The following is a 10,968-nucleotide window of genomic DNA, read 5'->3' on the forward strand; positions in this document are numbered from 1 at the left end:
GTTTTCCGCCGCGGCGTGGGCCGGGCCGCCAGCGCGCACCAGCGCCCCGCAGGGCGCCGCGCACATCGCCAGGCAATGCGGGCCGCCTGCCAGCCCCATGGCCAACGCGGTCCAGACCAGGGTGTCGGGCATGGCGGCGTCCTTCAGATGATGCGGGAAAAGCGCGCGCGGTTGCGGTCCGCCTGCAGGTAGCGATCAAACAGCATCGCCACGCCGCGCACGAAGAACCAGCCCATGGCCGTGACCTCGATGCCTTCCTGGCCGAGCACGACCAGGCCCTGCGCCTGCAGGTCCTCCAGTGCCTGCAGTTCGGTGGCGAAGTACTGCCGGAAATCGATCAGCCACGCCTGCTCCACCGGCTCGAACAGCACCTCGCCCTGGCACATCAGCGCCATGATGACGGAGCGGCGCACCAGGTCGTCGCGCGTGAGCGCCAGGCCCCGCACCACCGGCAGGCGCCCCTGGTTGATGAAGTCGTAGTACTCGTCCAGCGTCTTGGCGTTCTGGCTGTAGGTGGCGCCCACGCGGCCGATGGCCGACACGCCCAGGCCGAGCAGGTCGCAATCGGGCTGGGTGCTGTAGCCCTGGAAGTTGCGGTGCAGCCGGCCCTGGCGCTTGGCCACGGCCAGGGCGTCGCCCGGCAGCGCGAAGTGGTCCATGCCCACATAGACGTAGCCGGCGTCCTGGAACGACCGCAGCGATTGCGACAGCATGGCCACCTTCGACGCCGCCAGCGGCAGATCCGCCGGCACGATGCGGCGCTGCGGCTTGAAGCGCTCGGGCAGGTGGGCGTAGGCATACAGCGCGATGCGGTCCGGCCGCAACCGGCCCACCTGCTCGAGCGTGCGCTCGAAGGACTCGGGTGTCTGCCGCGGCAGGCCGTAGATCAGGTCCACGTTGATGGACTCGAAGCCCAGCGCACGCGCGCTGGCCACCAGGTCGAAGACCTGGCTGGCCGGCTGGATGCGGTGCACGGCCTTCTGCACTTCGGGGTCGAAGTCCTGCACGCCGAAGCTCAGGCGGTTGAAGCCCAGCTCCGCCAGCAGCGCCAGCCGGCCCGCGTCCACCGTGCGCGGATCGATCTCGATCGAATACTCGCCGCCGGGCGCAAGCGTGAAGCTGCGCTGGAGCATGGCCATCAGCGACCGCAGGCCGTCATCCGACAGGAACGTCGGGCTCCCCCCGCCCAGGTGCAGCTGGCTCACCACCTGGCCCACGCCACACTGGGCCGTGTGCAGGTCGATCTCGCGGCTGAGATAGCGCAGGTACACCTCGGCCCGCTCGGGGTGGCGGGTGATGATCTTGTTGCAGGCGCAGTAGTAGCACAGCGACTCGCAAAAGGGAATGTGCACATACAGCGACAAGGGCAGTGCCTTGGCGGCCGACCCCAGGCGGCGCTGCTGCAGCGCGAGAACGTAGTCGTCCTGTCCGAAGGCCTCCACGAACCGGTCGGCGGTCGGGTAGGAGGTGTAGCGGGGGCCGGGCACGTCGAAGCGGCGCAGGAGTTCAGGGGTGACAGCGATCATGGGATTTCCTTGTGCCTGCCCAATGTGCCGCAGGCCCCGGGGGAAACCCTTGACCTGGGTCAAGGGTTCTGCAGGCGCACGCTGCCACAATTGATCCATGACAGGTGCCCGGCGTTCGCCCGGGCTCTACCACCCTGCCGGCCGCCCGCCCTCCCCTCACCACAAAGGCCTTTTCCCATGAATCCGCAAACCATCAAAGTGGCATGCTCGAACTGCAACCTTCGCGAGCTGTGCATGCCGCTGGGCCTGAACGATCAGCAACTGCAGCGGATCGACGACATCGTGGCCGTGCGCCGCAAGGTCAAGCGGGGGGCCACCCTGTTTCGCAATGGCGAGCCCTTCAGTTCGCTCTTCGCCATCCGCACCGGCTTCTTCAAGACGTGCGTGGCCACCGAAGACGGCCGCGACCAGGTCACGGGCTTTCAGATGGCCGGCGAGATCATCGGCCTGGACGGCATCGTCAGCGACCACCACACCTGCGACGCCGTCGCGCTGGAAGACGCCGAGGTCTGCGTCATGCCCTTTGACCGCATCGAGGAGCTGTCGCGCGAGGTCACGGCGCTGCAGCACCACGTGCACAAGATCATGAGCCGCGAGATCGTGCGCGAGCACGGCGTGATGCTGCTCCTGGGCAGCATGCGGGCGGAAGAGCGCCTGGCGGCCTTCCTGCTCAACCTGGTGCAGCGCCTGCATGCCCGGGGCTTCTCGCAGTCCGAACTCGTGCTGCGCATGACGCGCGAGGAAATCGGCAGCTACCTCGGCCTCAAGCTGGAGACGGTGAGCCGCACCTTCTCGAAGTTCGTCGAGGACGGCATCGTCGAGGTCAAGCAGCGCCACGTGCGCATCCTGGAGACCGCGGCGCTCAAGCGCATCGTGAACTCGCAGAACTGCCACTGAGCGGCCGGCCTGCGGCACCGGCGCTGGCATTTCATGCGCCCGGGTGGTGGCGCGCGCAGTCGGCGGGCCGGTCGGTCACGGGCACGGGGCAGCGGTTCAGTTCGAACGGCGACATGGCCAGCAGCGTGGTGAGTGCGCTCGACGCCATCGTCACCAGCCAGAAAGCGAAGAAGGCGATGGTGTAGACCCCCTCGCGCGAGAGCGCCAGCGGCCGTCCGAACCAGTGCATGTCCTGTGGGTCCACCAGGGCAAAGACCAGCATTTCCAGCACGCCCGCCATCAGGAAGGCGGGCCATGCAATCCACATGAGGCGTTGGGTCCACATTGCGCTTGTCTCCTCGTTTCGGGGGGTGGTGCGGACAGGCCGCCTTCAGCGCGGCTGGTCCTGCACGGGGGTGGCCGCATGGTTGCGCGCCTTCATGGCCGGGGCCAGGCTGTTCGGCGCGCCCTGCAGCGTCTTGTTGATCTCGATGCCCTGGCGGTAGTAGTCCTCGGCCACCACCGGGTCGGGGCGCACGACCGCCACCCACAGCGTGGTGAAACCCGCCACGACCACGATGGCCGGCCCGGCAATGACCATCCAGACGAAGCCGAACTTCCACCAGGGAGCGGCCGAAGGAAGGGGAGCCGGTGCGGCGGCGATAGGGGATGGCATGGTGTTCACTCCTGACAGGAAAAGAAGAAATGCGGTCGGAACAGCGGTCTGGCGCCTGAAACGGTGACGGTGTGGCCGGCGGCGCTCATCGCGGCACCAGGAAGACCGACTTCTCGGCGACATGGCCGCCCGAGCCCAGCGCCTGCACGTCGAACTGCACGGCATGCGATCCGGGCGGCGCGGAGCCGTAGGGGATCTGCAGGCGCACGGCCACCCAGCGGGACTCGGCCGCGCCGATCTCCACCTCGGCGTCGGACGCCACGCGCAGCCCCTGCAGCCCGCTCGCTCCGATGCGGTAGCGCTGGCCGGACTCGGTGGCATTCATGATCTGCAGGCGGTAGATGTTCTCCAGCTGCCCACCGGCCACGATGCGCGAGAGCGCGGCGCGGTCGCGCACCACGTCCACCTTAAGCGGCGTGCGCAGCACCAGGCTGGACAGCAGCCCCACGCACAGCGCCACCAGCAACGCGCTGTAGACCAGCACGCGGGGGCGCAGCACGCGGCGCAGCATCTGCGCCCGGCCCCAGCGAGCCGCCACGCCGTTCTGCGTGGAAAAGCGGATCAGCCCCCGCGGGTAGTGCATCTTGTCCATCACGGTGTTGCAGGCGTCCACGCACAGCCCGCAGCCAATGCACTCGTATTGCAGGCCGTTGCGGATGTCGATGCCCACCGGGCACACCTGCACGCACAGCGTGCAGTCGATGCAGTCGCCCAGGCCCCGGGCCTTGTAATCCACCGTCTTGGTGCGGGGACCGCGCGGCTCGCCGCGCGCGTCGTCGTAGGTGACGATGAGCGTGTCGCGGTCGAACATGGCGCTCTGGAACCGGGCATAGGGACACATGTACTTGCACACCTGCTCGCGCATGAAGCCGGCATTGCCGTAGGTGGCGAAGCCGTAGAACAGCACCCAGAAGATCTGCCAGCCGCCCTGCATCGCCAGGAGCTCGCCCGACAGTTGGCGGATGGGCACGAAGTAGCCCACGAAGGTGAAGCCCGTCCACAGCGCCACCGTGATCCAGAGGAACTGCTTGAGCGCCTTCTTGCGCACCTTCTCGAAGGTCCAGCCCCCGGCATCCAGGCGCAGGCGGGCGCTGCGGTCGCCCTCCACCCGGTGCTCGATCCACATGAAGATCTCGGTGTACACCGTCTGCGGACAGGCGAAGCCGCACCACAGGCGCCCCGCCACCGCGGTGAACAGGAACAGCGACATCGCGCTGACGATGAGCAGGCCCGTGAGGTAGATGAAATCCTGCGGGTACAGCACCAGCCCGAACAGGTAAAAGCGCCGCGCCCCCAGGTCGAACAGCACCATCTGCCGCTCGCCCCACTGCAGCCAGGGCAGCGCATAGAAAACGAGCTGCGTGAGGGCCACCATGGCCCAGCGCCAGCGGGCGAACAGGCCGCGGATGGAGCGCGGGTAGATCTTCTTTTGCGCCTCGTACAGCGACACCATCTCGGCGGCCGCATCGGCGGCGCCAGGCGCGACCGGGGTGATGGGAATGACCTTGCGGGCAGGCCCGCTGGGTGGCTTCATGGCAGTTCTCGAAGGGTGGGCCGGCAAGGGAACGCGTCAGCGGCTGCGCCGCCGGCCAGGGCGCGCCGCGGGAAAGGCCCGGATCGCGTTCCCCGGTGGCATCGGCGCCGTCAGCGCACCGCGTTCGCGCGGTGGGACAGGCCCCATACGTAGGCGGTGAGCACGCCGATCTGGGCCTCGGTCAGCTTGTCGGCCTGGGCCGGCATCACGTTGACCTTGCCGTGGTTGACCATGGCGGTGATGGCCGCCTCGCCCCAGCCGTGCAGCCAGACGTCGTCGGTCAGGTTGGGCGCGCCCAGGGCCGTATTGCCCTTGCCGTCCATGCCGTGGCAGGCCGCGCAGGCGGTGAACTTGGACTTGCCCAGCGAGGCGCGCAGCGAGTCGTGCGGGCTGCCCGACAGGCTCAGCACATAGTGCGCGAGGTTGCGGATGTCCTCCGGCGAACCCACGGCCGCGGCCATGGGCGGCATGGTGCCCATGCGGCCCTTCTCCAGCGTCTCGCGGATGTTCTCCGGCGCGCCGCCGTGCAGCCAGTCGTTGTCGGACAGGTTGGGAAAGCCCTTGCTGCCCCGTGCGTCCGAGCCGTGGCACTGCGCGCAGTTGTTCATGAACAGGCGCTCGCCAATGGCCATGGCCTCGGGGTTGGCCGCCATGTCCTCGGTCTTCATCGCGGCGAACCGGGCGTACAGCGGCGCGAGCTCGGTGCGCGCCTTGGCCATCTCGGCCTCGTACTCGCCGGCCTGCGTCCAGCCGAACTGGCCGGCGAAGCGGCCCAGGCCCTGATAGACGGCCAGGTAGCCGAAGCCGAAGACGATGGTGAGCACGAACAGCCACATCCACCAGCGCGGCATGGGGTTGTCCATCTCCCGCAGGTCCTCGTCCCAGACGTGGCCCGTGGTGTTGTCGGTGCTGGGCGCGACCTTCTTGCGGGCCGTGATCCAGAGCAGCAGCAGGCAGCCCAGGATGCCGACCACGGTCAGCCCCGCCACATAGACCGACCAGAAATTGTGGGTGAAGTCACTCATGTCGTTCTCATTGTTTTTTGCGGATCAGTCTTGCTCGAAGGGCAGGCGCGCGGCCTCCTCGAACCGGGCCCGGTTGCGGCGCGAGAACGCCCAGACCAGGATGCCGAGGAAGCACGCCAGCGATGCCAGCGTGGCGACGATGCGCACAGTGGTGATGTCCATGACCAGCTCCTTGCGGTTCGTTACTTGAGGGCGCGGCCCATGACCTGCAGGTAGGCCACGAGCACGTCCATCTCGGTCTTGCCCTTGACCTCCTCGGACGCGGCGGCGATCTGCTCGTCGGTGTAGGGCACGCCCACCGTGCGCAGCGCCTTCATGCGCGGCGCGGCCACGGCGGGATCGACGGGCGTCTTCTCCAGCCAGCTGTAGGCGGGCATGTTGGATTCGGGCACCACGTCGCGCGGGTTGTTCAGGTGGATGCGGTGCCACTCGTCGCTGTACTTGCCGCCCACGCGGTGCAGGTCGGGGCCGGTGCGCTTGCTGCCCCACTGGAAGGGGTGGTCGTACACGAACTCGCCGGCCACCGAGTAGTGGCCGTAGCGCAGCGTCTCGGCGCGGAAGGGGCGGATCATCTGCGAGTGGCAGTTGTAGCAACCCTCGCGCAGGTAGATGTCACGGCCCAGCAGCTGCACCGCGGTGTAGGGCTGCACGCCCGTCACGGGCTCGGTGGTGGACTTCTGGAAGAACAGCGGCACGATCTCGGCCAGGCCGCCGATGGCGACCACCAGCACGATCAGCACGATCATCAGGAAGTTGTTGGTTTCGATCTTCTCGTGCGAGAAGCCGGCCGATTTGGGGTTGTGTTCGGACATGGAATGGGCTCCTCGGGGCTCAGGCATGGGCCGTGTTCACGGCGGGGATCGACACCTTGACCGAGCGGCCCGAGATGGCGGTGGCCCACACGTTCCAGGCCATCACCAGCATGCCGCCCAGGTACAGCAGGCCGCCGGCGAAGCGGACCACGTAGAACGGATAGGTGGCCTTCACGCTTTCGACGAAGGTATAGGTGAGCGTGCCGTCGGGGTTGACCGCGCGCCACATCAGGCCCTGCATGACGCCGGCGATCCACATCGCGGCGATGTACAGCACGATGCCGATGGTGGACATCCAGAAGTGCAGCTCGATGGCAGGCACCGAGTGCATCTTTTCCCGGCCGAACAGGCGCGGGATCAGGTAGTACAGCGAACCCATGGTGATCAGGCCCACCCAGCCCAGGGCGCCGGCATGCACGTGGCCGACGGTCCAGTCGGTGTAGTGGCTGAGTGCGTTGACGGTCTTGATGGACATCATCGGGCCCTCGAACGTGGCCATGCCGTAGAACGACAGCGACACGATCAGGAAGCGCAGGATGGGGTCGTCGCGCAGCTTGTGCCAGGCGCCCGACAGCGTCATCACGCCATTGATCATCCCGCCCCAGCTGGGGGCCAGCAGGATCAGCGAGAACACCATGCCCACCGATTGCGTCCAGTCCGGCAGCGCGGTGTAGTGCAGGTGGTGGGGGCCCGCCCACATGTAGGTGAAGATCAGCGCCCAGAAGTGCACGATCGACAGGCGGTAGCTGTACACCGGGCGGCCGGCCTGCTTGGGGATGAAGTAATACATCATCCCGAGGAAGCCCGCGGTGAGGAAGAAGCCCACGGCGTTGTGGCCGTACCACCACTGCACCATCGCGTCCTGCACGCCGGCATAGGCCGAGTAGCTCTTCATCCAGCCGGCAGGCACTTCGGCGCTGTTGACCAGGTGCAGCAGCGCCACCGCCAGGATGAACGCGCCGAAGAACCAGTTGGCCACGTAGATGTGGCGCACCTTGCGGCGGCCGATGGTGCCGAAGAACACGATGGCGTACGACACCCACACCAGCGTGATCAGGATGTCGATGGGCCATTCCAGCTCGGCGTATTCCTTGCCGGTGGTGTAGCCCAGCGGCAGGCTGATGGCCGCCGCCACGATGACGAGCTGCCAGCCCCAGAACGTGAACGACGCCAGCGGCCCCGCGAACAGGCGCACCTGGCAGGTGCGCTGCGCCACGTAGTAGCTGGTGGCGAACAGCGCGCAGCCGCCGAAGGCAAAGATCACCGCGTTGGTGTGCAGCGGCCGCAGACGGCCGTAACTGAGCCAGGGAATGCCGAAGTTGAGTTCCGGCCAGGCCAGCTGGGCGGCGATGAAGACGCCGACCAGCATGCCCACCACCCCCCACACCACGGCCATGATCGAAAACTGCCGCACGACGGTGTCGTCGTAATGCGCGGCAGCGGTTTTTGGAGATTCCATCGTGCACCTCTTTGATTGCACGGAAAGTTTCTTCCGGATACCCGTTGGGGGCATTGACGCATGTCAATCGTTGCGATGAATCCGGCCGGAGTCACAGAGCGTCAGGCCAACCACTGGCAGCACGGCTGCCCGTACAGGGTTGGCATGAGTCGGCAACCACCAGAGAATCGCCAATGGATCTCTACCAAGAAATCAGGAGTCAGGCCGCGGTCACCGGGCGGATTCGAACCTGAAGCGCAACACCTGTGTTGTCAATGAACAAGGCGATCCAGACCCGCGTGTACGAGCGGTTCGGCATCCTTCCAAGACCAAATTCTGGACGGCGGGCCTCACTGGTCGTTCAGCAGGGACGTCACTGCTTCGCCGCTACACCGACCACCCAGACGAGACTCCCTTTCTGCGTCGAGCCGAAAGAGCCTACGCACCTTGGTAGCCACTGACCTGAAACACCCGCGATTCCTGTCGGCGCAGTCCCGCTTAGGGAGCGAAGGAGAGTTGCCCTTGGGCTGGTTGAGCGGCAGAGGGGACGCACATGAGGCGGTACCAGAAGGCCCGCCCCACAAGGCTTTGCCCTGCATTCGAGTCGACGCCAGATCAGCTGCCGCTGCACCCGGGCAAGGTTGCGCGGGTCGCCACGGTTGCAGCACTGTCGTCGCGCCCACCTGCGTTGCGGGTATAGGTGCAGCCATAACGTGCGTCAGCGACGGTGGCGGGCGTTTTCACGTCGTCACCCGCGGGCTTGGTGCCTTTCTCAACCCAATCGGCCATCGCCTTGAATGCTTCGGACTGCTCGGCCACGGTGAAATCGCAGTGGCTGGGGGCGCGAATGGCGCGCTGCACCAGCCACTGGCCATTGCCGTTGGCCTCGACGCGGTCGCGGTAGACCTGCTCCATGTGGAAGGGCACGTACATGTCGCCCAGCGTATGCAGGGTGACCACCGGGATGCGGAACTGGCCATTGACCTGTGGCACCCAGCGCAGGCCATCGGTGCGCAGGCGGTTGGCGTCGGGTGCCGGCACCCACTTCGCGATGGTGGCGTTGAAGTCTGCCACCTCTGCCGCGCTGGCATTGAACCGGTAGACCGTACCGGTGGTGTCGATTCCCTGCTTGTTCAGGATGCCGTTGAGGGTGCCGTCGCGTCCGAAGGTGCCCCACACGGTGTTTTGCAGCGGAGCATTGGCAAAGCCCTGGTCGAAGATCGGCCGCGGCCCGCCGGTCAGGTTCATGACGATGTCTTTGAGCTTCTGTCCTTGCGGCGTCACCGGCGCAAACGATGTCTGGCTGCCGAACATGGCGTCGCGCACGCGCGGAGCGAGCGCGGCCCAGTCGGTGGTGGGTGCAGCGACGGCGGGCACACCGGCCAGCTTCTGCGCCGCCAACTGGTAGGCACCGAAATAGTTGTACAGCGACAGATCGCCCAGCACGGCGCACATCGGCAGGGCGCCCTGGTAGCGCCGCTTGTGGACCGCCGTTTGCTGCGCCTCGTCCTCGATGGCGGCGGCGGCGATGTGGCCGCCCATCGAGATACCGGTGACATAGGTGCGGGCAGGCTCTGACAGCACACGGCCGTTGGCGGCGGCAATCGCCACAAACGCATTGGCCAGCGCATTGGTGTCTTCCACGCCCACGCGCACGTCATAAAAATTCTTGGTGTAGCTGGATGCCGCCCAGGCGTAGCCGTTTTCGATCAGGTAGCGCCGGAAGGCCGGGTTGGACACGGTCAGCGCATTGCCTTCACCCGCATAGCCATGGGCGTACATCACCAGGATACCGTTCCAGTTCTTCGGAACCTCTACACGGTAGCCCGCGCCGGCATTCGTGCCGCTCCAGCGGTCGGTCTGCACCGTGGTGCCATCCATGGCCGCGAAAGGCAGGCTGGCGGTGGCCACGGCAAAACTGGTGCGGGTGTCTTGTACACGGGTTTCCTCTGGCACGAGGCCCCCGCCACCACCGCAAGCCGAGAGCAGCAACGCACTGACGGCGCCGATGGCAGCCGTGCGGGAAGGAATCAAAAAGCGGATCGGCTGCATGGTTGTCTCTCTCTCGGTAGGGGAGCAATGACGCCCGGATTGGCGGCGCCAGTCTAGGCACGGCTTGCGCTACCCCTGTGCGGGTTTTCCCGCGCGTTTGTCACGCGGGCGACGGGTGGCGGCAGCAGCGGTTGGTCTGCCATAGAGGCCCGTCAGCCCCATAGGGGCCCGTCAGCCGCTGCGTGACGCGGCGGGCGTTGAATGCCGGGACGGTTTGGCTTGGCGCTCCGGTCATTCATCTCGCAGGATGCGCTCGCCCTCCTGCTCCACATCCTCGAACTGGCCCCGGGAAACCGCCCAGCCCAGGCCCATCAAAACCAGCAGCACCAGCACGACGGACAGGGGAATGAGCAGGTAGAGGATGTCCATCACACACCTTCCAGCAGCGGCACGTCGCTGTGGGCGGCTGGTGCCGCAGCGGGAGCGTACGGGGAGCCGGTACCGGCTGCCAGCCGCGCCGCATTCGCGACCACCAGCAGCGAACTGAACGCCATGCCCAGCCCGGCGAGCCACGCCGGCATCCAGCCCACGACGGCCAGCGGCACGCACAGCGCGTTGTAGAGCGCGGCCCACCACAGGTTCTGCCGCACCACGCGCAGGGTGCGGCGGGCCAGCAGCAGCGTCTGCACCACCTGCTCCAGGTCGCCGCCCATCACCACGAAATCGGCGCGCGACTGCGCCAGCGGCACGGCGCGGCCGAAGGCGAACGACACATGGGCGCCCGCCAGCACCGGCCCGTCGTTGAGCCCGTCGCCCACCATGGCCACTCGGTGGCCGCGCGCCTGTTCGGCCTGCAGCAGCGCGAGCTTGTCCTGCGGCGTGCAGTCGCCCTGCGCCAGCTCGATGCCCACCTGCCTGGCGATGCGCCGCACCGCGCCGGGCCGGTCGCCGGAGAGCAACTGCACGGCCACGCCCGCATCGCGCAGGCGGCGCACCGCGCGGGCCGCTTCGGGGCGCAGGTCTTCGCTCCAGTCGAACCGGGCCAGCTCCACGCGCGTGCCGTCGCCGCGCTGCTCGGACAGCACCACC

General features: G+C 67.2%; 12 protein-coding genes and 1 pseudogene. 1 reads left to right on the forward strand and 12 read right to left on the reverse strand.

Going from position 1 to position 10,968, the window contains the following annotated elements; translation table 11 throughout:
- Nucleotides 1-132: pseudogene (locus AC27IQ_RS13350) on the reverse strand (sulfite exporter TauE/SafE family protein); the annotation flags it as partial.
- Between the two features lie 11 nt (nt 133-143).
- Nucleotides 144-1,526 carry an oxygen-independent coproporphyrinogen III oxidase gene (gene hemN, locus AC27IQ_RS13355; RefSeq protein ID WP_284428869.1) on the reverse strand — a complete coding sequence of 461 codons (1,383 nt, stop codon included), beginning with the start codon at nt 1,524-1,526 and terminating at the stop codon, nt 144-146.
- 177 nt (nt 1,527-1,703) lie between these two features.
- Here hemN and fnr point away from each other — a divergent pair, with 177 nt between their 5' ends.
- On the forward strand, nt 1,704-2,423 hold the full coding sequence (gene fnr, locus AC27IQ_RS13360) for a fumarate/nitrate reduction transcriptional regulator Fnr (protein ID WP_272564148.1): 720 nt from the start codon (nt 1,704-1,706) through the stop codon (nt 2,421-2,423).
- A gap of 31 nt (nt 2,424-2,454) precedes the next feature.
- Here the strand turns inward: fnr and AC27IQ_RS13365 are convergent, their stop codons facing one another.
- The 10 genes from AC27IQ_RS13365 to AC27IQ_RS13410 form a co-directional block, all read right to left on the reverse strand.
- Nucleotides 2,455-2,748, reverse strand: coding sequence for a hypothetical protein (locus AC27IQ_RS13365; protein WP_487089748.1), 294 nt, complete (start codon nt 2,746-2,748; stop codon nt 2,455-2,457).
- A 45-nt stretch (nt 2,749-2,793) separates the two neighbouring features.
- A complete protein-coding gene (locus tag AC27IQ_RS13370) occupies nt 2,794-3,078 on the reverse strand; it encodes a FixH family protein (RefSeq protein WP_284428870.1) in 285 nt (94 codons plus the stop codon).
- Between the two features lie 85 nt (nt 3,079-3,163).
- The gene (gene ccoG / locus AC27IQ_RS13375) at nt 3,164-4,612 is read right to left on the reverse strand and encodes a cytochrome c oxidase accessory protein CcoG (RefSeq protein WP_487089749.1); all 1,449 of its coding nucleotides are present in this window, start codon (nt 4,610-4,612) and stop codon (nt 3,164-3,166) included.
- A gap of 110 nt (nt 4,613-4,722) precedes the next feature.
- Entirely contained in the window at nt 4,723-5,637 is a 915-nt protein-coding gene (gene ccoP, locus AC27IQ_RS13380; protein WP_487089750.1) for a cytochrome-c oxidase, cbb3-type subunit III, read from the reverse strand.
- A 24-nt stretch (nt 5,638-5,661) separates the two neighbouring features.
- The gene (locus tag AC27IQ_RS13385) at nt 5,662-5,799 is read right to left on the reverse strand and encodes a cbb3-type cytochrome oxidase subunit 3 (RefSeq protein ID WP_272548310.1); all 138 of its coding nucleotides are present in this window, start codon (nt 5,797-5,799) and stop codon (nt 5,662-5,664) included.
- A 20-nt stretch (nt 5,800-5,819) separates the two neighbouring features.
- A complete protein-coding gene (gene ccoO, locus AC27IQ_RS13390) occupies nt 5,820-6,449 on the reverse strand; it encodes a cytochrome-c oxidase, cbb3-type subunit II (RefSeq protein ID WP_272548311.1) in 630 nt (209 codons plus the stop codon).
- A gap of 19 nt (nt 6,450-6,468) precedes the next feature.
- Nucleotides 6,469-7,908, reverse strand: a complete 1,440-nt coding sequence (ccoN, locus tag AC27IQ_RS13395) for a cytochrome-c oxidase, cbb3-type subunit I (protein ID WP_272564153.1) — start codon at nt 7,906-7,908, stop codon at nt 6,469-6,471.
- A gap of 594 nt (nt 7,909-8,502) precedes the next feature.
- Nucleotides 8,503-9,939: an alpha/beta hydrolase gene (locus AC27IQ_RS13400; RefSeq protein WP_487089751.1), complete on the reverse strand. Its 1,437-nt coding sequence runs from the start codon at nt 9,937-9,939 to the stop codon at nt 8,503-8,505.
- A gap of 231 nt (nt 9,940-10,170) precedes the next feature.
- Complete coding sequence (ccoS, locus tag AC27IQ_RS13405; protein WP_272564155.1) at nt 10,171-10,308, reverse strand: cbb3-type cytochrome oxidase assembly protein CcoS; 138 nt, start codon at nt 10,306-10,308, stop codon at nt 10,171-10,173.
- Nucleotides 10,308-10,968, reverse strand: a 661-nt coding sequence (locus AC27IQ_RS13410) for an HAD-IC family P-type ATPase (RefSeq protein WP_487089752.1), incomplete at its 5' end; no start/stop codon positions are given. The genes AC27IQ_RS13410 and ccoS, both read right to left, overlap by 1 nt.

It is taken from the genome of Acidovorax sp. KPB24-07 (genome assembly GCF_057543315.1).

What these genes read in the sequence shown, in the direction of transcription:
- hemN (WP_284428869.1), bottom strand. Translation starts at nt 1,526, where the DNA reads ATGATCGCTGTCACCCCTGAACTCCTGCGCCGCTTCGACGTGCCCGGC.
- fnr (WP_272564148.1), top strand. Translation starts at nt 1,704, where the DNA reads ATGAATCCGCAAACCATCAAAGTGGCATGCTCGAACTGCAACCTTCGC.
- AC27IQ_RS13365 (WP_487089748.1), bottom strand. Translation starts at nt 2,748, where the DNA reads ATGTGGACCCAACGCCTCATGTGGATTGCATGGCCCGCCTTCCTGATG.
- AC27IQ_RS13370 (WP_284428870.1), bottom strand. Translation starts at nt 3,078, where the DNA reads ATGCCATCCCCTATCGCCGCCGCACCGGCTCCCCTTCCTTCGGCCGCT.
- ccoG (WP_487089749.1), bottom strand. Translation starts at nt 4,612, where the DNA reads ATGAAGCCACCCAGCGGGCCTGCCCGCAAGGTCATTCCCATCACCCCG.
- ccoP (WP_487089750.1), bottom strand. Translation starts at nt 5,637, where the DNA reads ATGAGTGACTTCACCCACAATTTCTGGTCGGTCTATGTGGCGGGGCTG.
- AC27IQ_RS13385 (WP_272548310.1), bottom strand. Translation starts at nt 5,799, where the DNA reads ATGGACATCACCACTGTGCGCATCGTCGCCACGCTGGCATCGCTGGCG.
- ccoO (WP_272548311.1), bottom strand. Translation starts at nt 6,449, where the DNA reads ATGTCCGAACACAACCCCAAATCGGCCGGCTTCTCGCACGAGAAGATC.
- ccoN (WP_272564153.1), bottom strand. Translation starts at nt 7,908, where the DNA reads ATGGAATCTCCAAAAACCGCTGCCGCGCATTACGACGACACCGTCGTG.
- AC27IQ_RS13400 (WP_487089751.1), bottom strand. Translation starts at nt 9,939, where the DNA reads ATGCAGCCGATCCGCTTTTTGATTCCTTCCCGCACGGCTGCCATCGGC.
- ccoS (WP_272564155.1), bottom strand. Translation starts at nt 10,308, where the DNA reads ATGGACATCCTCTACCTGCTCATTCCCCTGTCCGTCGTGCTGGTGCTG.